This window comes from Xanthomonas hortorum pv. cynarae (genome assembly GCF_002939985.1).
GTDB lineage: Bacteria > Pseudomonadota > Gammaproteobacteria > Xanthomonadales > Xanthomonadaceae > Xanthomonas > Xanthomonas hortorum_D.
The window spans coordinates 22,670-44,863 of sequence record NZ_MDFM01000031.1 but is presented as its reverse complement, the minus strand read 5'-3'; the positions used below and the strand labels follow the sequence as shown (position 1 = coordinate 44,863).

The 22,194-nt window shown below is 65.1% G+C and carries 20 protein-coding genes; 12 read left to right on the top strand and 8 right to left on the bottom strand.

Features of this window, described 5'->3' with window-relative positions; genetic code table 11:
* The first annotated feature begins 45 nt into the window (after window positions 1-45).
* The 3 genes from XcyCFBP4188_RS18205 to XcyCFBP4188_RS18195 are packed head-to-tail and all read left to right on the top strand — an operon-like array spanning window position 46 to window position 3,375.
* Entirely contained in the window at window positions 46-1,065 is a 1,020-nt protein-coding gene (locus tag XcyCFBP4188_RS18205) for a SphA family protein (protein WP_006451710.1), read from the top strand.
* A 33-nt stretch (window positions 1,066-1,098) separates the two neighbouring features.
* On the top strand, window positions 1,099-1,866 hold the full coding sequence (locus XcyCFBP4188_RS18200) for a coniferyl-alcohol dehydrogenase (RefSeq protein WP_006451711.1): 768 nt from the start codon (window positions 1,099-1,101) through the stop codon (window positions 1,864-1,866).
* A 27-nt stretch (window positions 1,867-1,893) separates the two neighbouring features.
* Window positions 1,894-3,375: a benzaldehyde dehydrogenase gene (locus tag XcyCFBP4188_RS18195; RefSeq protein WP_104592574.1), complete on the top strand. Its 1,482-nt coding sequence runs from the start codon at window positions 1,894-1,896 to the stop codon at window positions 3,373-3,375.
* A 538-nt stretch (window positions 3,376-3,913) separates the two neighbouring features.
* On the opposite strand, the gene XcyCFBP4188_RS18185 is transcribed toward XcyCFBP4188_RS18195, so the two are convergent.
* The gene (locus XcyCFBP4188_RS18185; RefSeq protein WP_104592573.1) at window positions 3,914-4,810 is read right to left on the bottom strand and encodes a helix-turn-helix domain-containing protein; all 897 of its coding nucleotides are present in this window, start codon (window positions 4,808-4,810) and stop codon (window positions 3,914-3,916) included.
* A gap of 98 nt (window positions 4,811-4,908) precedes the next feature.
* Here XcyCFBP4188_RS18185 and pobA point away from each other — a divergent pair, with 98 nt between their 5' ends.
* Complete coding sequence (pobA, locus tag XcyCFBP4188_RS18180; protein ID WP_006449585.1) at window positions 4,909-6,096, top strand: 4-hydroxybenzoate 3-monooxygenase; 1,188 nt, start codon at window positions 4,909-4,911, stop codon at window positions 6,094-6,096.
* Window positions 6,097-6,470: 374 nt separating this feature from the next.
* Window positions 6,471-6,983, top strand: coding sequence for a nuclear transport factor 2 family protein (locus XcyCFBP4188_RS18175; RefSeq protein WP_043907893.1), 513 nt, complete (start codon window positions 6,471-6,473; stop codon window positions 6,981-6,983).
* Between the two features lie 135 nt (window positions 6,984-7,118).
* Here XcyCFBP4188_RS18175 and glpK read toward each other — a convergent pair whose 3' ends face one another.
* The 7 genes from glpK to XcyCFBP4188_RS18140 all read right to left on the bottom strand — a co-directional run bounded on the left by glpK (window position 7,119) and on the right by XcyCFBP4188_RS18140 (window position 15,377).
* Window positions 7,119-8,618 carry a glycerol kinase GlpK gene (gene glpK / locus XcyCFBP4188_RS18170; protein ID WP_104592572.1) on the bottom strand — a complete coding sequence of 500 codons (1,500 nt, stop codon included), beginning with the start codon at window positions 8,616-8,618 and terminating at the stop codon, window positions 7,119-7,121.
* A 134-nt stretch (window positions 8,619-8,752) separates the two neighbouring features.
* Window positions 8,753-9,574, bottom strand: a complete 822-nt coding sequence (locus XcyCFBP4188_RS18165) for an MIP/aquaporin family protein (RefSeq protein ID WP_104592571.1) — start codon at window positions 9,572-9,574, stop codon at window positions 8,753-8,755.
* Between the two features lie 196 nt (window positions 9,575-9,770).
* Complete coding sequence (gene glpD, locus XcyCFBP4188_RS18160; protein WP_104592570.1) at window positions 9,771-11,285, bottom strand: glycerol-3-phosphate dehydrogenase; 1,515 nt, start codon at window positions 11,283-11,285, stop codon at window positions 9,771-9,773.
* A gap of 226 nt (window positions 11,286-11,511) precedes the next feature.
* Window positions 11,512-12,339 carry a DeoR/GlpR family DNA-binding transcription regulator gene (locus XcyCFBP4188_RS18155; protein ID WP_006449033.1) on the bottom strand — a complete coding sequence of 276 codons (828 nt, stop codon included), beginning with the start codon at window positions 12,337-12,339 and terminating at the stop codon, window positions 11,512-11,514.
* 160 nt (window positions 12,340-12,499) lie between these two features.
* Window positions 12,500-13,483 carry a PDR/VanB family oxidoreductase gene (locus XcyCFBP4188_RS18150; protein WP_006449034.1) on the bottom strand — a complete coding sequence of 328 codons (984 nt, stop codon included), beginning with the start codon at window positions 13,481-13,483 and terminating at the stop codon, window positions 12,500-12,502.
* Window positions 13,476-14,279 (bottom strand): GntR family transcriptional regulator, encoded by an 804-nt coding sequence (locus XcyCFBP4188_RS18145; RefSeq protein ID WP_006449035.1) that lies wholly within the window; start codon window positions 14,277-14,279, stop codon window positions 13,476-13,478. Before XcyCFBP4188_RS18145 ends, XcyCFBP4188_RS18150 begins: the two co-directional genes overlap by 8 nt.
* A 21-nt stretch (window positions 14,280-14,300) precedes the next feature.
* Window positions 14,301-15,377 carry an aromatic ring-hydroxylating dioxygenase subunit alpha gene (locus XcyCFBP4188_RS18140; protein ID WP_104592569.1) on the bottom strand — a complete coding sequence of 359 codons (1,077 nt, stop codon included), beginning with the start codon at window positions 15,375-15,377 and terminating at the stop codon, window positions 14,301-14,303.
* Between the two features lie 256 nt (window positions 15,378-15,633).
* Here XcyCFBP4188_RS18140 and XcyCFBP4188_RS18135 point away from each other — a divergent pair, with 256 nt between their 5' ends.
* The 7 genes from XcyCFBP4188_RS18135 (at window position 15,634) to pcaD (ending at window position 22,162) form a co-directional block, all read left to right on the top strand.
* On the top strand, window positions 15,634-16,497 hold the full coding sequence (locus XcyCFBP4188_RS18135) for a CoA transferase subunit A (RefSeq protein ID WP_104592568.1): 864 nt from the start codon (window positions 15,634-15,636) through the stop codon (window positions 16,495-16,497).
* Window positions 16,494-17,282 (top strand): CoA-transferase subunit beta, encoded by a 789-nt coding sequence (locus XcyCFBP4188_RS18130; RefSeq protein WP_006449038.1) that lies wholly within the window; start codon window positions 16,494-16,496, stop codon window positions 17,280-17,282. The genes XcyCFBP4188_RS18135 and XcyCFBP4188_RS18130 overlap by 4 nt, the downstream gene beginning before the upstream one ends.
* On the top strand, window positions 17,279-18,487 hold the full coding sequence (gene pcaF / locus XcyCFBP4188_RS18125) for a 3-oxoadipyl-CoA thiolase (RefSeq protein ID WP_074058469.1): 1,209 nt from the start codon (window positions 17,279-17,281) through the stop codon (window positions 18,485-18,487). The genes XcyCFBP4188_RS18130 and pcaF overlap by 4 nt, the downstream gene beginning before the upstream one ends.
* A 114-nt stretch (window positions 18,488-18,601) precedes the next feature.
* Window positions 18,602-19,330 (top strand): protocatechuate 3,4-dioxygenase subunit beta, encoded by a 729-nt coding sequence (pcaH, locus tag XcyCFBP4188_RS18120; protein WP_006449040.1) that lies wholly within the window; start codon window positions 18,602-18,604, stop codon window positions 19,328-19,330.
* Window positions 19,331-19,334: 4 nt separating this feature from the next.
* Window positions 19,335-19,898 (top strand): protocatechuate 3,4-dioxygenase subunit alpha, encoded by a 564-nt coding sequence (gene pcaG, locus XcyCFBP4188_RS18115; RefSeq protein WP_006449041.1) that lies wholly within the window; start codon window positions 19,335-19,337, stop codon window positions 19,896-19,898.
* A gap of 117 nt (window positions 19,899-20,015) precedes the next feature.
* The gene (locus XcyCFBP4188_RS18110; protein ID WP_104592580.1) at window positions 20,016-21,365 is read left to right on the top strand and encodes a 3-carboxy-cis,cis-muconate cycloisomerase; all 1,350 of its coding nucleotides are present in this window, start codon (window positions 20,016-20,018) and stop codon (window positions 21,363-21,365) included.
* Between the two features lie 14 nt (window positions 21,366-21,379).
* On the top strand, window positions 21,380-22,162 hold the full coding sequence (pcaD, locus tag XcyCFBP4188_RS18105; RefSeq protein ID WP_104592567.1) for a 3-oxoadipate enol-lactonase: 783 nt from the start codon (window positions 21,380-21,382) through the stop codon (window positions 22,160-22,162).
* Window positions 22,163-22,194 lie beyond the last annotated feature (32 nt).

The window sequence follows — 22,194 nt, the reverse complement described above, 5'->3', positions numbered from 1 at the left end:
CGTTGCCACGTCCTATCTACCGCTGTTTTCCTCTCAACGTTGGAGATGTTCGCAGTGAGTTATTTATCGGTTGTGCGCCAGGTGGGTTGGCGTGGGTTACTGCAGTGCAGTGTCCTGCTCGGGGTGATGTCGCTGCTGGCAGCCGGGCCTGCGTTTGCGCAGGGCGTGCCGCAGAGTGCAACGCTGACCAATGGCATCAACACCGGCGGCACCAGCTTCTTCGACGGGTTCACGCGCACCACGCCGGGTTGGGCGGTGATCACCTATCTGCGTCAGAGTTCGCTGGATGCGATCAAGGACGCGCGTGGCAACGATGTACCGGTGTTCGATAATCCGCGCATCGATTCCACCCTGTTGCTGACGCAGATCGCCTATGTCACGCCCTACAAGCTCTTTGGCGGCGCACTGGGCATCAATACGCTGGTTCCGCTGATCAACCTGGATGCCTCGTTCGGCCGCAACAGCGTCGCCACACTGCGCGATAACGGCGCAGGCGTGGGCGATCTGACGTTCGGGCCGTATCTGCAGATGCTGCCGGTGATACGCGATGGCAGGCCGGTGTTTTCACAGCGTTTCGAGATCGATGCCATCGCACCGATCGGCAAGTTCGATCGCGACCGCGACCTCAATCAAAGTGCAGGCTATTGGTCGGTGGTGCCGAACTACGCATTGACCTGGCTGCCGACGCCGAGCTGGGAAATCAGTGCGCGCCTGAATTACATCTACAACTTTCGCAGCGAGCGTCGTCCGAATCTGCCGCCCGGCTTCGAATTCCGCGATGGGCAGGCAGGCGATGCGGGCTGGATCAACTTCGCCACCTCCTGGGAAGTGGCACCGGATATCCATCTGGGCGTGAATGCGTATTACCTCACTCAGTTCCGCGATAACCGCACCAATGGGCAGCGCGTTGCAGACACGCGTCAAAGCGTGTTCTACGCCGGACCAGGCGGCTCATGGCGGCTGGATGCCAGCAACATCGTGTTCGCCAATCTCTATCTACCGGTGGAAGTGAAGAACGCCGCCTCCGGCAACAACGTCAACCTGCAGTACGTCCATGTGTTCTAGTGCCGGCGTGGCCGGCCTCTTCGGAGAGTGGCAATGAATTTGCAGAACAAGACGATCGTGGTCACCGGTGTGGCCTCGGGTATCGGTGCAGAAGTCGCGCGGCTGGCGCGGTTTCATGGCGCCACCGTGATCGGCATCGACCGCACACCGGTGCAGATGACGCTGCATGGGTTTCACCAGGCCGACCTCGGCGACCCGGCCTCCATCGATGCGCTGGTGAAGGCCTTGCCGGAGCATATCGACGCGCTGGCCAACGTGGCCGGCGTCCCCGGCACCGCACCGCTTGAGCTGGTGGCACGCGTCAACTATCTGGGCCTGCGTCATCTCAGCCAGGCCTTGCTGCCGCGTATCGTGCCGGGCGGCAGCATCATCAACGTTGCCTCGATTCTGGGCGCCGAATGGCCACAGCGGCTGGACCTGCACAAGCAACTGGCCGCCACCGACAGCTTTGCTGCCGGCAGCGCATGGTTGGCGGAACATCCGGTGGCACACGACACCTGCTACCAGTACTTCAAGGAAGCGCTGATCGTGTGGACGTTGCTGCAATCGCGGCCCTGGTTTGCCGAGCGTGGCGTGCGCGTCAACAACGTCTCGCCAGGGCCGGTTTTCACGCCGATTTTGGGCGACTTTGCCGCCATGCTTGGCGAAGAGCGCGTCAAGGAAGATGCCAAGCGCATGACCCGCCCGGCGTATGCCGATGAAGTGGCCGATGCCATCGTGTTTCTTGCGTCCGATGCTGCGCGCTGGATCAACGGCATCACGCTGCCGGTTGATGGCGGGCTGGCGTCGACCACTCTGTAACTCCACCCCACAGCAGGAGGCTAGACCATGAATGCTCTCCCCAACGTTGCAGTATCCGCGCCCACCACCCCGGCGTGGCACGGCTGCATTTTCAATGGCGATTGGGTGCCCGGTAACGGCGGTACCTTGCAGATCTACGAGCCTGCCACTGGCAACGGATTGCATGAAGTGAGCAAGGCCGATCTGTCCGATGTTGCAGCTGCGGTGGCGAAAGCCAAACACGCGCAGCGTGCGTGGGCCGCCACCGCGCCGCGTGAGCGCGCTGCGATATTTCACCGTGCCGCGCAGCTGATGGAAGCGCGCAGTGCAGAAGCCGCGCTGCTGATTGCGCGCGAAACCGGCGGCATCTTGCCCAAGGCCCAGCGCGAAGTGAATGAGTCGGTGGTGTTCTATCAGCAGGCTGCGGCGCTGCCGCTGCAGGCCGTGGGCCAGGTACTACCGACCGGTGCCGGGCAGCTCAGCCTGGCGCGGCATCTGCCGTTGGGCGTGATTGCGGTGATTTCGCCGTTCAACTTCCCGTTGATCCTGTCGCTGCGTTCGGTCGCACCGGCGCTGGCGATGGGCAATGCGGTAGTGCTCAAGCCCGATCCGCGCACGCCGTATACCGGCGGCGTGATCATCGCGCAGGTGCTGGAAGAAGCCGGTCTGCCAAAGGGCTTGCTGCATGTGCTGCATGGCGACGCGCAGATCGGTCAGGCGCTGGTCGAATCGCCGGATGTGCCGATGATTGCCTTTACCGGTTCCACCGCTGCCGGCCGACGCATCGGCGAGATTGCAGGGCGGCACTTGAAGAAGGTTGCGCTGGAACTGGGCGGCAACAACGCGGTGATCGTGCTCGACGACGCCGATCTGGACAAGGCCGCATCGGCAATCGCGTTTGGCGCCTACATGCATCAAGGCCAGATCTGCATGGCCACCGGCCGGGTGCTGGTACAGCGCAGTGTGGCCGAGGCATTGACGCAGCGGCTGGCCGAAAAAGCCCGTCATCTACCGGTCGGCGATCCGGTCAGCGGCACCGTGGCGCTTGGCCCGATCATCGACCAACGCCAGCTGCAACGCGTGATCGATATCGTGCGCGACAGTGTCGCTGCCGGTGCGGTGGTCGAAGCCGGCGCGACAAACGAAGGCTTGTTCTATGCGCCGACCGTGTTGTCCAATGTGCGCCCGGGCATGCGCGCATTCGACGAAGAGGTGTTCGGCCCGGTGATCAACATCACCGTGTTCGATACCGACGACGAAGCGGCGGAACTGGCCAACTACGGCGAGTATGGGTTGGCTGCAGGCATCATGTCGGCATCGGTGTCGCGTGCGATGAACCTGGGTGAGCAACTGTACATCGGCTCGCTGCATATCAACGACCAGACGGTGGTGGACGAAGTCATCAATCCGTTCGGCGGCACCGGTGCGTCGGGCAATGGCACCAGCGTCGGCGGCCCGGCTGATTGGGAGCAGTACACGCATTGGCAGTGGCTGACGATCAAGAACACGGTGCCGCAGTACCCATTCTGATCTGCGTAGCGCAACCGACTTGGAGTTGCTGACAAAACCTCTCTAACGCTGCATTGATGGCTGCAGCCTGTTGGTTGCACCTGACTTCGTTGTTTTGATGTATTCCTGGCGTCGTTTTGATGCAGCCGAAAGCATGGTTAGTCGAGGGCGCGGTGCCCTCACCGCTCGCGGGACACGCCGTGAACCCATCCCTGGGGGCTCGGTGGCGGCATCCATGCCGCCACACGGTCCCGCAAGCGGTGAGGACACCGCACCAGAATGTTGGTCGGTCGCTGGGTAAAAAGCTGAGGGCCCCACAAGTAGCGTGTCCTTGCTGGTGCGGGTCGCAGAACGACACGATAGCTAGCAAATCAGAAGCACGTCATGCATTGTTTGCAACCCTGCACACCGACACTCTCGACTGGTCCTTGCCCGCCCACCGTCGCGGGACCTTACGCGGCATGGATGCCGCGTAAGAGCCTACATGGACGTACTTGCGGCGTGTCCTGCGATGGTGGGCGGGCAAGGGCCCTGCAGCCAACCCGCAGATCAGCCGCTCTTAATCGCCAGCACGGAAGCGCGTAGGCGAGCAGCCGGTGTGGCGGGCGAAGTAGCGGCTGAAATACGCAGCGTCGAAAAATCCAAGGCTGGCCGCGATCTGTTGCACGCTCAGGCTGGTGTAGCGCAGGCTGCGGCGTGCTTCCAGCATGATCCGGCGCTGCAGCAAGCGTAATGCCGAAGCACCTGCCAGTCGCTGGCACAGTGCGTTGAGATGGCCCGGGGTCAGTCCCAATTGATCGGCGTAGCGGGAGATCGGCCAATGCGCGCGATAGTGCTGGTCGATCAGGGCCTGGTAGCCACGTAGATGGCGCAATGCCGGATCGGCCTGCGGGCTTACCGCAGCTGCATCTTGTGCGCGTTCCAGTGCCGTGCGCGCCGTCCAGATCAACAGCTGCGCCGCAGCCGCCTGCAACGCGGCCTCGTGGCCGATGCGCTGGCGTGCGTGATCATCGGCAATGGTGGCGAACAACACGTCGAGCAATCCGCGTGCTTGATTGACCTGCAGCACCAAAGGCGCCGCCAATGCGCGCTGCAGCAGTGGTGTGGCACTGAGTGCACTGCGTACCAACGGCATGCACAAGGTGATGATGTGCCCGCGCACCTGTGGATCGAATCCGAAGCCGTGCACGCATAACGGCGGCAGCCACACCACGGTTGCGCCGCGCACGCGCTGGCTGCGGCCATCCAGCTGCAGCGTTGCCGGCCCGCGCTGCACGTAGAGCAGCTGCGCCAGGTCTTCGTGGCGGTGCGGCACGATATGCCAATCGTGCAACCGGCTACGTGCGGCGATCGACTCCCAGTGCAATAACTCCGGCGCGTCGGCGTCGTGCTCGCCGTACATGCCGAAGGCGGGAACGTGGGTGGCTGCAGCAATATCGGGCGCGCGTGTCGGCATCGTCGAAAAGTCTAAGCACTGCACGCAATCATCCCTTCAAAGCGCACGCTTGGCTACCGACACTGGCCTGCATCAGCCCGCTGAGGCAGGAGCATTGCATGCGAACCCAGATTGCGATCATCGGCGCAGGTCCCTCCGGCCTGTTGCTTGGCGAGCTGTTGCTGCGCGCCGGCATCGATACCGTCATTATCGAACGGCAGACACCGGAGCACGTGCTCGGCCGCATTCGCGCCGGCGTGCTGGAGCAGGGCAGTGTGGAGCTGCTGCAGCGCGCAGGCGTCGGCGAGCGCCTGCAGCGCGAAGGCTTGCTGCATCACGGCTTCGAACTGTCGCTGGATGGCCAGCGTGAGCGCATCGACCTGCTGCGCGGCTGCGGGCGTGGCGTCACCGTCTACGGCCAGACCGAGGTTACCGCCGATCTGATGCAGGCACGTGCGCGTAGCGCTGCGCCGACCTATTACAACGCCCAGGACGTCACCCTGTGCGAGGTACAAAGCAATGCGCCCGCAGTGGAATTCACCCATGATGGCCAACGCCAGCGTATCGCCTGCGACTATATCGTTGGCTGCGACGGCTTCCATGGCATCAGCCGCGCCAGCATTCCGCCCGAGCGACTGCGCCTGTTCGAGCGCGTGTATCCGTTCGGATGGCTGGGCGTGCTTGCCGACACACCGCCAGTGCACGATGAGCTGATCTACGCACGTCACCCACGCGGGTTTGCGTTGTGTTCGATGCGCTCGCCCACACGCTCACGCTATTACGTGCAGGTGCCTGCCGATGCGCGTGTGGAGGCCTGGAGCGACCAGGCATTCTGGAATGAATTGCGTGCGCGGCTGCCAGACACCTTGGCCACGCAACTGGTGACCGGCCCATCGATCGAAAAGAGCATTGCGCCGTTGCGCAGTTTTGTTGCCGAACCGATGCAGTACGGTCGCCTGTTTCTGGCCGGCGACGCGGCGCATATCGTGCCGCCGACTGGCGCGAAGGGTTTAAACCTGGCGCTGGCCGATGTCGGCCTGCTCGCACAGTTGTTCGAACGCTGGAACACATCCGGCGATGCCGGCGTGCTGCAGCAGTATTCGGCGCTCGCGCTGCAACGGGTCTGGAAGGCCGAGCGGTTTTCATGGTGGATGACCACCTTGCTGCACACCTTCGACGACGAAGATGCATTTACTGCACGCATCCGCGCGGCCGAGCTGGATTATCTGCTGAGCAGCGAGGCCGGTCGCGCCACGGTGGCAGAAAACTATGCCGGCCTGCCGTTGGTGGAGTTGCCTGACGAGTGACCTGACCAGGGCGATCGACCCACCGCTGCGCGGCCGTCAGGCAAGTATTCTTGTTGCTCGGAATCGGCACGGATTAGTGCGTTGTGCGTCCTACGCAGCACCCACGCTCACACGCCGAAACGCTACCGGCATGCGTTCGCCGCGCCTGATGACATGACGCGCATCACATTGAATGGTGATGTTTTGCTCACCACCCATTTCAGAAGTGCCCTGGTGCACTTTAAGGCGGCTAGCGGGTGAGCGAGCGCGGCCGGTAGGCTGCTGGTGACGCGTAGAAATCGCTGTGTGCAAGGGCGCGTCATTCCCCCAATCAGCGGAGCATCGTGCTGCTGTCTGCAGCGAGCGCAGTGCCCGTCTCCACCCAGGAGTACTCCATGAATAAGCTGTTCTCCCGCGCTTTGTTACTGGTCATGCTGGTGGCGCCCGTGGCTGCGTTCGCGCAGACCGCAGTGACCGCCAATCCCAACCACCAGAAGATGCTGGTCGGTTCCACCTGGTTCGAAACCGCCAACAAGCGCCTGGTCTACGATTTCTGGCGCACCGTGTTCGAAGCCGGTCAGGTGCAGTACGCGCCGATGTACATGGACAAGAACTACATTCAGCACAACCCGAATGTGGCCAACGGGCGCGACGCCTTCATTGCATTTCTGACCGCCTTCGTGCCGCCGACGCCGGTGCAGGAACGCGTGCAGTTGCCGCTGGTGGCCATCACCGCAGATCGTGATCTGGTCACGCTGGTGTCGGTGCGCACGCTGCCGGATCCGCGTGATCCGAGCAAGACCTACACCACCACCTGGTTCGACATGTTCCGCATCGAAAAAGGCCTGATCAAGGAACATTGGGATCCGGACACGATTGCCGGCCGCGCCAATACCGGCGGCCAGTAAGTGCTGCGGCACTGCAGGGCTGGATGCGACACTGCAGGGCAGCAGCGTGTAGCCCTGCAGTGCGTAACTCACGCGAGTTGCTAACCTAACGTTGCGCCCACCGGATGGTGGGCGCAGTCGTTTCGGTGGCAGTGTTTAGCTGATGCGGAAGCCCATCGTGGCTTCCACCGCCTGCTGCCAGCCGGCATACAGTTGTTCGCGCTTGTCGTCGGCCATGTTCGGCTCGAACCGGCGATCCACTGCCCACTGCTTGGCGATCTCTTCGCGGCTGCTCCAGAAGCCGGTCGCCAGCCCTGCCAGATAGGCCGCGCCGAGCGCGGTGGTTTCGGATACTTCCGGACGCAGCACCGGTACGTTGAGAATGTCGCTCTGGAACTGCGCCATGAAGTCGTTGGCGATCGCGCCGCCGTCGGCACGCAGCTCTTTCAGCTCGATGCCCGAATCGGCCTGCATTGCAGTGAGTACGTCGCGGGTCTGATACGCCATCGATTCCACCGCCGCACGCACGAAGTGTTCCTTGGTGGTGCCGCGGGTCAGCCCGAACACCGCGCCGCGGATATCGCTACGCCAATACGGCGCGCCCAGGCCGACGAAGGCCGGCACCAGATACACGCCGTCGTTGTCGCCGGCGCGCTCGGCATAGGCCTGCGAGTCGCTGGCCTTGCCCAGCATGCGCAGGCCGTCGCGCAGCCATTGCACCACCGAGCCGGCAACGAAGATCGAGCCTTCCAGCGCATATTCGACCTTGCCGTCGATGCCCCAGGCGATGGTGGTCAGCAACCCGGCCTTGGAGGCGACCGCCTTCTCGCCGGTGTTCATCAATGCAAAGCAGCCGGTGCCATAGGTGTTCTTGGCCATGCCCGGCTCGAAGCAGGCCTGGCCGAACAACGCGGCCTGCTGGTCGCCGGCGATGCCCGCGATGGGCACCTGCTCGCCGTAGAAATACTGGGTCTGGGTCATGCCGTAGATTTCGCTGGACGAGCGCACCTCCGGCAGCATTGCCGCGGGCACGTCGAGCATCGCCAGCAGCTCGGCGTCCCACTCCAGCGTGTGGATGTTGTACATCAGCGTGCGCGAGGCATTGGTGTAGTCGGTGACATGCACCTTGCCGCCGGTGAGGTTCCAGATCAGCCAGCTGTCGATGGTGCCGAAGGCCAGCTCGCCTTTCTGCGCCCGCTCACGTGCGCCTTCCACATGATCGAGAATCCATTTGACCTTGGTGCCGGAAAAATACGCATCGATCAGCAAGCCGGTCTTGTCGCGCACCATCTGCTCGTGCCCGGCTTCCTTGAGCTGCGTACAGATGTCCTTGGTCTGCCGCGATTGCCACACGATGGCGTTGTAGATCGGCTGGCCGGTGGCCTTGTCCCACACCACTGCAGTTTCGCGCTGGTTGGTGATGCCGATACCGGCGATCGAACGCGCATCGATCTGCGCGTTGTTGAGCAGCTCGGTGATGGTGGTGTAGACGCTGGTCATGATCTCGCGCGGGTTATGTTCCACCCAGCCCGGCTGCGGAAAGATCTGGCCGAACTCGCGCTGCGCCACACCGGCCACCTTGCCCTGGCGGTCGAACAACATCGCGCGTGAGCTGGTGGTGCCTTGATCGATCGCAAGGACGTATTGCTTTTCCATCGGAGATTCCTCAAACAAGGCCGGCGCTGGCGCACGGCGAGAAAGTGGGTGATGCATGCCGTTGTATGAGAGGCCGGTAACACTCAAGACCTGCTCAACAGCGGCGCTGTGCTGTCAGTCGCGCAGCAGTGCGATTACTGCGGGTCGAGCGGCGGTTTGCCGCCCTGCAGATGCCGCACGCGTGCCGGCAGAAATGGCAGGATCAGCCACTGGTAGGCGAGCGCGCCGATGGGGCCGCCGATCAACGGGCCGGCGATCGGGATCCACCAGTAATTGTCCTTGGCCGGCAACGCGGCCTCGCCCCAGCCGGCGAAGTAGGCGAACAGGCGCGGGCCGAAATCGCGCGCCGGGTTCATCGCCCAGGCTTCCAGATAGCCCATCGACGCGCCCAGCGTGGCCACCAGCAAACCGATCATCAGCGCGCCGGAGTTGGCGGTCGGCGCAGCTTCGTTGAACTGTTCGGTGATGGCGAAGATGCCGAAGATCAGGAACGCAGTGATGATGATCTGGTCCACCAACGCATGCATCGGCGTGACCGCAAGGCCGGGTGCGGTCAAGAGCACCCCGGCTGCGCCACCGGCTTCGCGGGTGAGCTGTTGCACCTGGTTGTAGTGATCGATCACCGGCCCGTACATCTGGTAGACGATGGCCGCGCCCAGAAACGCACCGATCACTTGCGCGCCCCAGTACGGCAGCACTTTCTTCCAGGAGAAATCGCGGAACAACGCCAGCGCCAGCGTCACCGCCGGATTGGCATGCGTGCCGGACACCGAGCCGGTGACATAGATCGCCAGCGTCACCGACAGGCCCCAGGCGATACACACGCCCCAGTAGGCGTTCTGATACGGGCTGGGGTCGTAGAGGATGTACATCGCCGCGACCGAATCGCCGAGCGCGATGATGATGAACATCGCCACCGCTTCGGAGATCAACTCACCTACGAGTTGGCGGCTCATGCGCGCGACCTCATGGTTGCGACAGTGCGGATGCTGGTCTCAATGACGCAGGCAGGGTGGTGCGGCGCGCATGTTGGCGCGCAGGGGTGTTGGTTGGTGCTCATCTGGGTTGCCCTCCACGTGACTCGGGATGATGCTGGCGAATGCGCCAGGATACGTTGCCGAACGACCCGTCCTCGCCGGCAACGTTGTTCGATCAGGCCGGTACCACGTCCACCTGCTGGACCGATTGCGTCTGCAGATAGTCTTCCAGACGCTGGCGCCCGGCCGCATCGATGCGCAGACCGAGTTTGCTGCGGCGCCACAGGATGTCGTCGGCGGTCACGGCCCACTCGTGGGCACGCAGGTAGTCCACCTCGGCCTGGTACAGATCGGCACCGAAGTGCGTACCCAATGCCGCGATGTCCCGCGCCTCGCCCAGCAGCTGCTCCGCACAGGTGCCGTAGTTGCGTACCAGCCGCTGTGCGGTAGGTGCCGGCAGCCACGGCCGCGCGCTGCTGACGCGTTCGAGCAGGCTGGCGATATCGCGCTGTTCGCCGCCCGGCAGCGCGTCGCCACGCGCCGTCCATGCCGGCTTGCGTGCGTCTAGCGCATGCGTCAGGCGGTCGACCGCCTCTTCGGCGAGTTTGCGATACGTGGTCAGCTTGCCGCCGAACACATTGAGCAACGGCGCCCCGTCGGTGAGCACTTCCAGTTGGTAATCGCGGGTGACTTCGGCGGCGTTGTCCTCGGCATCGTCGAGCAGCGGGCGCACACCGCTATAGCTCCACACCACATCGGCGGGGCTGATCTGCTGCTGGAAATACAGGTTCACCGCTTCGCACAGATACTGCACCTCGGCCGCGTCGATCTTGGGCGTGGCGGGGTCGTCTTCGTGGTCGACATCGGTGGTGCCGATCAAGGTGAAGTCGTGCTCGTACGGAATGGCGAACACGATGCGCCGGTCCGGTTGCTGGAAGATGTACGCATGGTCGTGGTCGAACAGTTTGGGCACCACGATGTGGCTGCCCTTGACCAGGCGCAGCGCATGCTTGTGCGGCACCGCGGCCACCTTGTCCAGGAACGACACCGCCCACGGACCGGCCGCATTGGCCAGCGCACGCGCCTGCACGGTGCGGCGGCGGCCGTCGCGACCTTCGAGTTCGGCATACCAGAAACCGGCATCGCGCCAGGCACCGACACAGCGCGTGCGCGTATGGATCTGCGCGCCACGCTTGGCAGCGTCCATCGCATTGAGCACCACCAGCCGCGCGTCCTGCACCCAGGCATCGGAGTACACAAAACCGGTGCGCAGCGACTCCTGCAATGGCTGGCCCACCGGGTGCGTGCGCAGCGACAGCCGGCGCGAGCGCGGCAGGCTGCGCTTGCTGCCTCCGAGATGGTCGTACAGAAACAGGCCGGCACGAATCATCCATGCCGGACGCAGATGCGGTTGATGCGGCAGCAGGAAACGCAGCGGCCAGATGATGTGCGGGGCCAGCCGCAGCAGCACCTCGCGCTCGGCCAGCGCCTTGCCGACCAGCGCGAACTCGTACTGCTCAAGGTAGCGCAGGCCGCCGTGAATGAGCTTGGTGCTGGCGCTGCTGGTATGCGCAGCCAGATCGTCCTGCTCGCACAGGCACACCGACAAGCCGCGCCCGGCCGCATCGCGGGCGATGCCGACCCCGTTGATACCACCGCCTATCACCAGAAGATCGTATATCTCGCCCATCGGTGTCTCCGTCCGGGTACGCCACAAGAGCGAACCCAAGTTGTCATGTTCGAACATATTCGAACATCAAACCTTGTCGGGACGTGAAGGGACGTCAAACCCCTGTTTCAGGATAGGCCCCCGTTGGGGCAGCTATTGGAAGCGGGATTTCGATCGCTATTCTGGATCAGAAATGACGGTCCAGGAATGTGCGCTTATCGCAAACGCACAAAAACGAACAATCGGCTCAGCTGGCATCGCCAGGGTTTGCCAGATGCACCCGGGTGCCGGCCTCGGCCAGCACGGCGGCCAGTTCCTGCGGCGGTGGCCGGTCGGTGAACCAGTCGTGCACCTGGGTGATCGCGCCCAGCCGCACCATGGCGTTGCGACCCAACTTGCTGTGGTCGGCAGCCAGCAGCACCTGCCGCGAGTGCTCGATGATGGCCTGGGCCACGCGCACCTCTTGGTAGTCGAAATCCAGCAGGGTGCCGTCCAGGTCGATGCCGGAAATGCCGATCACCCCGAAGTCCACCTTGAACTGACGGATCAGCTCCACCGTCGCCTCGCCAGTCACGCCCTGGTCGCGTCCGCGTACCACGCCGCCGGCCACGATGACCTCGAAGCTGGGGTTGGCGCTGAGCATCACCGCCACGTTGAGGTTGTTGGTGATCACGCGCAGGCCGCGGTGCTGCAGCAAGGCGCGCGCCACTTCTTCGTTGGTGGTGCCCAGGTTGATGAACAGCGAGGCATCGTCGGGAATGAAGCGGGCGACCTGGGCGGCGATGTGCTGCTTTTCGCGCGCCTGTAGCGCCTTGCGCGCGGTGTAGGCCAGGTTTTCCACACTCGAGGGCATGCTGACGCCGCCGTGATAGCGGCGCAGCACGCCGGCATCGCACAGCAACGTGAGGTCGCGGCGAATGGTCTGCGGGGTGACGTCGAAGCGCGTTGCCAGCCCTTCCACTTCGGCAAAGCCCTGCTGCCGCACCAATGCCACCAATTGCTCCTGGCGCGGGTTGAGCGCCGGCGCCGGGACCGTCCTGTAGTGAGTCGACTCCATGCGCAGATGATCGCGCATGTGCGTGAGGATGCAAACACGGCAGCATGCAAGCGGTAGCGAGTAGTCGTCAGGCGGGCGTGCACGGCGCACGCAGAAACCGCAGTGCGTGCGTGGCACTCGTCGCAGCGAGCGCCTGCCGCGCCTGGCTGATGGTTGGCGCGGCAGTTTTGCTGCGCTCTCAGCCCAGCTCGCCGCGATACCCCGTATCGATACTGATGCTGCCACCCACCGCGCGCGAGACGCAGGCGCACAGTTTGCGGTTCTCGCGGCGTTGTTCGTCGCTGAAGAACACATCGCGGTGGTCGATATCGGCCGCGCTGTCCAGCACTTCCACCGCGCACAGCCCGCATTCGCCGCGCCGGCATTCGGCGATCAGCTCCACCCCGGCATCGGCCAGGGCATCCAGCATCGATTCGTTTTCCGCCACCGGCACTTCCAGGCCGAGCCCGGGCAACTTGACCACGAAGGCCTGCGCCGGCACTCGCCCGCTGTTGCCGAAGGTTTCGAAATGCAGCCGTGCGCGCGAACGTCCGGCGGCGTGCCAGTGCTGGCGCACCGCTTCGAGCATGCCCAGTGGCCCGCACACATACACCTCGGCATTGGGCGACAGGCGCACCAATTCGGCGGCAAGATCCGGCTGCCCTGCGGTGTCGTCGCAATGCAGCTGCAGGCGCTCGCCGAGCAAGGTTTCCAACTCGTCCGCATACGCCATCGCAGCACGCGAGCGGCCGACGTACAGCAGGCGAAAGGACCGGTGACGACGTGACAGACGCTGCGCCATGCCGATGATCGGCGTGATGCCGATGCCGCCGGCGATCAACAGGATTTCCTCGCCGCTCTCATCCAGCGCAAAGTTGTTGCTGGGCGGCGAGATCTCCACCACGTCGCCGGGCTGCAGGGTCCACATATGCCGCGAGCCGCCGCGGCTGTCGGGCATCTGCCGTACCGCGATCTGGTAATAGCCATCGGAGCGCGGTTCGCCCACCAGCGAGTACGAACGCACATCGGCACGGCCATGCAGCTGCACGCGAAAATCCAGATGACTGCCCACCTCGAACGGGCGCGCCGCAGTGCCGGGATCGAGCACGATCTCGCGCACGCCCTCGCAGGCATCGGCAATGCTGACGACATGGGCGCGGTGCCACTGGGTGTCTTTACGCATGGGGAACTCCGGGCAGAAGGGGGTGCTGGCTGCTGCCAGCGTTGGACGGATGGGCGCGGCCGATCAAGGCGCCACCGCGCACCTGGGTGATCGCCGCCGGGGTTTGCAGTACGTGACGCAGATTGCGATGCGCAAGCCGTGCGTGTTCGCGCATCAGCGCTTCGGCACGCGCGCCCTGGCGGTATTCGATGGCAGCGATGACTTCGCGATGCTGGTCTTGCGCCAGCGTCAGAATCAGTTGTGCTTCGGCGCTGGTGGTCTGCGCCATGACCAGGCTGTTGGGCGAGGCGAACGGCAGCTGCAGCACACGGGTGAGTTCGCGGCCCAGCACATCGCTGCCGGCCATGGCCACCAGCAACGCGTGGAACTGCGCGTTGGCCTGCACGTAAGCGGTGAAGTCGATGGCGTGCAGTGGCGAGCCGACGATGCCGTCGAGCGTGTCCAGCAACTGGCGAGCCTGAGCCAGCGATGCGGCGGATGCCCCGCGTTCGGCGGCCATGCGCGCGGCCAGGCCTTCGAGCGTGCCGCGCAGTTCGATCGCATCGTGCACATCGCGTTCGCTGAAGGCCTGCACCGCGTAGCCGCCGCCCGGCAGTGCGCTGGCCAGGCCTTCTTCGCAGAGACGCTGCAACGCGGCGCGCACCGGCGTGCGCGACATGCCCAGCCGCTGCACCACCGCCAGCTCGGACAGCCGCGCGCCGGCCGGCAGGGTGCCGTCGAGAATCAGTTCGCGTAGCGACAGCAGTGCGCGCGTGGTCTGCGCGGCACTGCTGCGAAACGGGGTGGTCGGTGACATGCGAACCTCCGTCGCGGTGCTTTAGCCCACCATGCGCAGCGACAATTCCTGCGCGCGCTGTTCCTGTGCGATCAGCCGATCGATCACGCGGCGCGCCCACATGCCGCCGGCATCGACGTTGAGGTTGTAGAAGGTGTGATCCGGATGCGCGTCGATGGCGCGCTGCTGCGCTTCCAGCACCGCCTCGTCCTCGCCGAACACGCCGGTGACGCCCGCACGGGTCAGCGTGGTCAGCGATTGGTCGTGCAGCGCGTAGTTGCGCATGAACGCCCAGAAGTAGTGGCAGGTGGTGTCGGTTTCGGGCGTGATGGTATTGAGCACGTAGCCGTTGACGCCCTGGCTGCGGTCGCCCTCCGGCGCACCGGTGCCGGCGATGGCTACACCGACATCGATGGCGATGGTGCCGGGCGCTTCGAAACGGATGATCTGCCAGCGATCGACCTTGCCGTGGTAATCCAGATGGCGCGCGATCTGGCTGGCCCAGAACGGTGGCGCGTCGATATTGCGCATCCAGCGCGACACCACCACCGAGCGGTCGCCGTGCATCACATCGAACGGCGCTTCGGCGATCTCGTCCTGGCCGATGCTGGAGCCATGCACGAAGGTCTCGTGGGTCAGGTCCATCAGGTTGTCCAGCACCAGCCGGTAGTCGCACTTGGCGTAGATGGTACGGCCGTCGCCGGCCCAGGCCGGGTCGTGCGCCCAATGCAGATCGGGAATCAGGCTGGTGTCGGCCTGCGCCGGGTCGCCGGGCCAGATCCACACATAGCGATGCTTCTCGGCCACCGGAAAACTGCGCACGCATGCGGACGGGTTGATGGTCTCCTGCGAGGGCATGTGCACGCAGCGGCCCTGGGTGTTGTAGACCAGCCCGTGATAACCGCACACCACATCGTCGCCGCGCAGCTTGCCCATTGACAGCGGCACCAGGCGATGCCAGCACGCGTCTTCGAGTGCGATCACGGCCCCGGCGGTGCTGCGATACAGCATCACATCCAGGTTGCAGACCTTGCGCGGGGCCAGCGCGTGCTTGATCTCGTGGTCCCAGGCGACGGCATACCACGCGTTGAGGGGAAACAGCTGCTTAGACTGGGACATGACCGTGACTCCTGGGGTTTGTATACAACCTGGGGTGCGGATCGGCAGTGGTACGCCGGCTGGCAACCAGTTGACGCGCTTGCCAGCGCTGGCGTCTGCTTGCAAGCGAAGTTATGTATACACCGGAGACAATGTTGGAGCGTCAGTCGCCATGCGAAATTGTGCGATTATCGAATATGCACACCGATAATCGGATTGACCGGGCTGTGCCGCTGCGCCTACCGTGACCGCACGCTCGCTGTGCAGGACTCTTGCAATGGCCCAAATCGTCTCCCTTTCAGAAGCGGTGTCCCAACTGATCGCTGACGGCGAGTGCGTGGCGATGGAAGGCTTCACCCATCTGATCCCGCACGCCGCCGGCCATGAGGTGATCCGCCAGCGCAAGCGCGACCTGCGCCTGGTGCGCATGACGCCGGATCTGATCTATGACCAGCTGATCGGCGCCGGGTGCGCGGCGGCATTGCGGTTTTCCTGGGGCGGCAATCCCGGTGTCGGCTCGCTGCACCGGCTGCGCGATGCGGTCGAACATGCCTGGCCGCAGCCGCTGCAGATCCGCGAACACAGCCATGCCGACATGGCCAACGCGTACGTGGCCGGTGCCTCGGGCCTGCCGTTTGCGGTGCTGCGCGGTTATGTCGGCTCGGACCTGCCGCGCGTCAACGACAGCATCAAGTTCCTGCAATGTCCCTACACCGGCGAAACGCTGGCCACCACGCCGGCAGTGAATCCCGATGTCACCGTGATCCATGCGCAGCAGGCCGACCGCCGCGGCAATGTGCTGCTATGGGGCATTCTGGGCGTGCAGAAAGAGGCCGCATTGGCGGCGCGCAAGGTGATCGTGACGGTGGAAGAGATCGTCGACACGCTGGATGCGCCGCCCAACGCCTGCATCCTGCCGCGTTGGGTAGTCGATGCGGTCTGCCATGTGCCCGGCGGCGCGGCGCCCTCGTATGCGCATGGCTACTACGCCCGCGACAACCGCTTCTATCTGGCCTGGGATGCGATCGCACGCGACCGTGCACGCTTTCAGGCTTGGATCCAGACGCATATTGTCGACACCGAGGATTTCGCTGCCTTCCAGCGCGTGTACGCGCAATCGCAGCTGCAGGTGGCCGCATGAGCGACTACAGCACCAATGAAATGATGACCGTGGCGGCCGCGCGGCGCCTGCCCGATAACGCGGTGTGCTTCGTCGGCATCGGCCTGCCATCCACTGCCGCCAACCTGGCGCGGCTGACGCATGCGCCGGACGTCACCCTGATCTACGAATCCGGCCCGATCGGCGCGCGCCCGGACGTGCTGCCGCTGTCGATCGGCGATGGCGAACTGGCCGACACCGCCGACACCGTGGTCTCCACGCCGGAGATCTTTCGCTACTGGTTGCAGGGCGGTCGCGTGGATGTGGGCTTTCTGGGCGCGGCGCAGATCGATCGCCATGCCAACCTCAACACCACGGTGATCGGCCCCTACGATGCGCCGAGAACGCGGCTGCCCGGCGCCGGTGGCGCGCCGGAGATTGCGGCCAGCGCCAAGCAGGTGTTCATCATCATTCGCCAATCCACACGCAGCTTCGTGCCGGTGCTGGACTTCATCACCACGGTCGGGCATCTGGACGGTGGCGATGCGCGCCAGCGTGCCGGCCTGCCTGGCGCCGGCCCGACCGTGGTGGTTACCGACCTGTGTGTGATGGAGCCCGACCCCGTGACCCGCGAACTCACCGTCACCGCCTTGCACCCCGGCAGCACCCGCGAACAGGTGAGTGCGGCCACCGGCTGGCCGATCCGCTTCGCCGCCGATCTGGCGCAGACCACGCCACCGAGCGCTGCGGAATTGCAGGCGCTGCGCGCGCTGCAGGCACGCACCGATGCGGCGCATGGCAAGCAGGCTGCGGGAGCCGAGGCATGAGCGAGGTCTATCTGATCGATGGCATCCGCACGCCGATCGGCCGTTACGGCGGCGCCCTGGCCAGCGTGCGTGCCGACGACCTGGGCGCGGTACCGATCGCCGCGTTGATGGCGCGTCATCCGCAACTGGAACCTGCGCTGATCGAAGACGTGTATCTGGGCTGCGCAAACCAGGCCGGCGAAGACAATCGCAATGTCGCGCGCATGAGTCTGTTGCTGGCGGGATTACCGTCTTCGGTGCCGGGTAGCACGCTCAATCGCCTGTGCGGGTCCGGGCTGGATGCGATCGGCACGGTGGCGCGCGGCATCCGCGCCGGCGAACTGGGGCTGGCGATCGCTGGCGGGGTCGAATCGATGACGCGCGCGCCATGGGTGATGGGCAAGGCCGAGGGCGCCTTCGCCCGCTCGCAAAAGCTGGAGGACACCACGATGGGCTGGCGTTTCGTCAATCCGCGTCTGCAGGGCGCCTACGGCGTGGAGTTGATGGGCGAAACCGCAGAGAACGTGGCGCAGCGCCATGCCATCGCGCGCGAAGACCAGGATGCCTTTGCATTGCGCAGTCAGCAACGCGTTGCCGCTGCACAGGCGGCCGGGTTCTTCGATGGAGAAATCACGCCGGTGACCGTGGCCCCACGCAAAGGTGGCGAAGCAACCGCTGTCGATCGCGACGAGCCCCCGCGCCCGAATACCACCGCCGAGATGCTGGCCAAGCTCAAGCCGGTCTTCCGCCAGCCTGGCACGGTGACTGCCGGCAATGCCTCGGGCCTCAACGATGGCGCTGCCGCCTTGTTGCTGGCCTCCGCGCAGGCGGTGCAGACGCATGGGCTGACCCCGCGCGCACGCGTGCTCGGCTTCGCCTCGGCGGGTGTGGAGCCGGCCTTCATGGGGATCGGCCCGGTGCCGGCCACGCAGCGCTTGCTGGCGCGGTTGGGCCTGACCATCGAGCAGTTCGATGCGATCGAACTCAACGAAGCCTTCGCCGCGCAGGCACTGGCTTGCACGCGCGCGTTCGGGCTGGCCGACGATGCGCCGCACGTCAACGCCAACGGCGGCGCCATCGCACTCGGCCACCCATTGGGGATGAGCGGCGCGCGGCTGGCGTTGACCTTGCTGCGGCAACTGGAAGCCAGCAACGGACGGCTTGGCCTGGCCAGCATGTGTATCGGCGTGGGGCAGGGCGTGGCGCTGGCGATCGAGCGCGTGTAGTGCGCCCGTTGCAACCACCGCTGCCGTTACCGCACACCCATAGCGTTCTCGACGCTTGCAGCGTTGACGCCAGCATTCTCGACCGCGCCGCAGCGCAACCGATGGAGATCCCGCATGCGCGACCCCAGCTCTGACACGCCAATCGATCCGCTGCTTGGCTATCGCCGCACCCGGATCGGCACGCAGCCGGCGTATCTGCATCTTCCCTATGCATCCACCGCGTTGCGCGGCCCCACACGCGCGCCGATCGACATCCCGGTCACGCTGTCGGAAGTCACCGGGCCGCGACTGGATCGGCTCACGCTGGGCGAGCATGCCGCCGATCTCACTGCCGGCTTTGCCGGCGAGCCGTTGGGCGAGCGCATCATCGTCTCCGGCCGCGTGCTGGACGAAAACGGCAAGCCGGTGCGCAACAGCGTGGTGGAAGTGTGGCAATGCAACGCGGCCGGCCGCTATCAACATGCGGGCGATCGGCACGATGCGCCGCTGGATCCCAATTTCCGCGGTACCGGCCAGGTGCTCACCGACGACCACGGCCGCTATGCGTTCAAGACCATCAAGCCGGGTGCGTATCCGTGGCGCAATCACTACAACGCCTGGCGGCCGGCGCATATCCATTTTTCGCTGCATGGCGATGGCATCGGACAGCGCTTGATCACCCAGATGTACTTCCCCGGTGACCCGTTGCTGGCGCACGACCCGATCTACAACTGCGTGGACGATGCGCTGGCGCGCGAACGCATGGTGTCCAGTTTCGACTGGGAAAACGCGGTGAGCGAATACGCGCTGGCCTACCGCTTCGACATCGTGTTGCGCGGTCGCAAGCAAACGGTCTGGGAGTGAATCGATGAGCCTGCACACCACCCCGTCGCAAACCGTTGGCCCGTATTACCGGCTTGGGCTGGAGCCGCTGTATCGCGACCAGCTTGCACCTGCGCAGGCCACAGGCACGCAGGTGCAGATCAGCGGTTGTGTCTTCGATGGCGCCGGCACTCCGGTGGCCGACGCGGTGCTGGAACTCTGGCAAGCCGATGCGGCCGGCATTTATGCGCATGCCGCGGACACCCGCTTTGAAACGCACGACCCCGGCTTCGATGGCTGGGGTCGCGTGCCGACCGATGCGCAAGGATGTTTTTCCTTCAGCACCATCAAGCCAGGCCAGGTCGCCGGGCCCGACGGCAAGCTGCAGGCCGCGCATCTGACCGTGCTGGTGTTCATGCGCGGGCTGCTGCGCGGCGTGTCGACACGGCTGTACTTCGCCGACGATCCGCAACTGCGCAGCGATCCGATCCTTGCCCTGGTGCCGGCCGAGCGTCGCGCCACGCTGCTGGCGCAATCGCGCGGTAGTGGCAACTACGTGTGGGACATCCACATGCAGGGCGATGCGGAAACGGTGTTCTTCCATTATTGATCGCAGCGTCATTGCGCGTTTGCCCATGCTGCGATGCGCGCGCGTGCGCGCCGCGCATGCCAGTTGGCACTCCTGCGCATCGGTGCCATGCTGCCCGCACGTCAAGAGAGGCCATGCATGACTGCGACGTCTTCCCTGTTGGGATCCTTGTTTGGCGAGCCCGCGTGCGATGCGTTGTTCGACGACGCGGCGCGTGTGCAGGCGATGCTGGCGTTCGAATCGGCGCTCGCCCGCGCGCAGGCGCAGTGCGGCGTGATTCCGGCCGAGGCCGCGCAGGCCATTGCCAATGCCTGCGACGTGCAGCACTACGATCTGGCCGCGTTGGCGCAGGCCACTGCACTGGCCGGCAACCCTGCCATTCCATTGGTCAAGGCGCTGACTGCGCGCGTGGCCGAACACGATGCGCAAGCCGCGCGCTGGGTGCACTGGGGCGCCACCAGTCAGGACGTCATCGACACCGGCACGGTGCTGCAGCTGCGCACTGCGCTCGACCTGTTGCTACCGCGTCTGCAACACCTGTGCGCCGATCTGTCCGCACTGGCCGAACGCGAGCGCAATACCGGCCTGCCTGGTCGCACCTTGTTGCAGCAGGCGGTGCCGGTCACCTTCGGGCTCAAGGTCGCCGGCTGGCTGGATGCGTTGCAGCGCGCGCACCACCGCCTGCAGGCCTTGCAGCGCGATGCCTTGGTACTGCAGTTCGGTGGCGCCGCCGGTACGTTGGCGTCGTTGCAGGAGCGCGGCCTCGATGTCGCCCAGGCACTGGCCACGACGCTGGCGCTGCCGTTGCCCGCATTGCCGTGGCACACCGCGCGCGACCGCCTCGTCGAGGTCGGCTGCGCCTTCGGCCTGTTGGCCGGCACCTTGGGCAAGATCGGCGGCGATGTGGTGCTGCTGATGCAATCGGAAGTCGGCGAAGTGTTCGAGCCTGCCGCTGCCGGCAAGGGCGGCTCCTCGGCGATGCCGCACAAACGCAATCCGGTCTCCAGTGTCGCCGCGATTGCCGCCGCCACGCGTGTGCCCGGCCTGGTGGCGACCTTGTTCAGTGCGATGGCGCAGCCGCATGAGCGCGCTGCCGGGCAATGGCATGCCGAATGGGAGACCTTGCCGCAGATCGTGTGCCTCACTGCCGGAAGTCTTGCGCAGATGCAGTTGTGCCTGGCTGATCTGGAACTGGACCGCGAGCGTATGCGCGCGCATCTGGATAGCCACGGCGGTGTGTTGTATGCCGAAGCGGTGGTGTTCGCGCTCGCAGCGCAGCTCGGCAAGGCGCAGGCGCATGCGGTGGTGGAGCAGGCGGTGGCACGCGCGCAGGCGCAGCAGCGGCATCTGCGCGAGGTGCTCGCCGAGGATGCACTGGTCAGTGCGGTGCTCACGCATGTGCAACTGCAGGCGCTGTTCGATGTGGACAGCTGGCGCGGCATGTCCTCGGTCTGGATCGATCGCGTGCTTGCCGCTTCTTCCTCTTAGCTGAAGGTACTTCGATGGCCTATCTGCAGTTGCCCACGCACCGCCTGCACTATCGGCTGGACGGCACCGAAGGCCGCCCCTGGCTGACCTTCTGCAACTCGCTCGGCACCGACCTGCAGATGTGGGACACGCAGATCGCGGCCTTTGCGCCGCACTACCGCATCCTTCGCTACGACCGCCGCGGTCATGGCGATTCTGACACGCCGCCCGGCCCCTACAGCGTCGCCGACCTGGGCCAGGACGTGCTGGCCCTGTGGGATGCGTTGCAGATCGATCAGAGCGACTTCTGCGGCGTGTCGATCGGCGGCCTCACCGGGCAGTGGCTGGGCCTGCACGCACCGCAACGGCTGCGGCGGCTGGTGGTCTGCGCCACTGCGCAGAAGATCGGTAGCAGCGAGAGCTGGAACGCGCGCATCGCACAGGTGCGCAGCGAAGGCCTGGCCGTACTGGTCGATACCACCTTGCAGCGCTGGTTCACCCCGCCGTTTGCCATCAGCCACGCGCAACGGCTGGAGATGATCGTGGCCGCGTTCGTGGCAACCTCGCCGGACGGCTATATCGCCTGCTGCCAGGCCGTGGCAGATGCGGATTTCCGTGGCGCGCTCGACACGCTGGCGCTGCCATTGCTCGCAGTCGCTGGCGAAGATGACCCGGTCTGCACGCCCAACGATCTGCGCGAGATCGCCTCTGCCGCTCCGCACGGCCATTACGCGCAGGTGCCCGGCCGGCATATCTGCAATCTGGAATCGCCGGCCGCGTTCAACGACATCGTGCTGCGCTTTCTCCAGGCCGACTAAAGCAGCTGCCAACACGCCTGCCACGCCTGCGC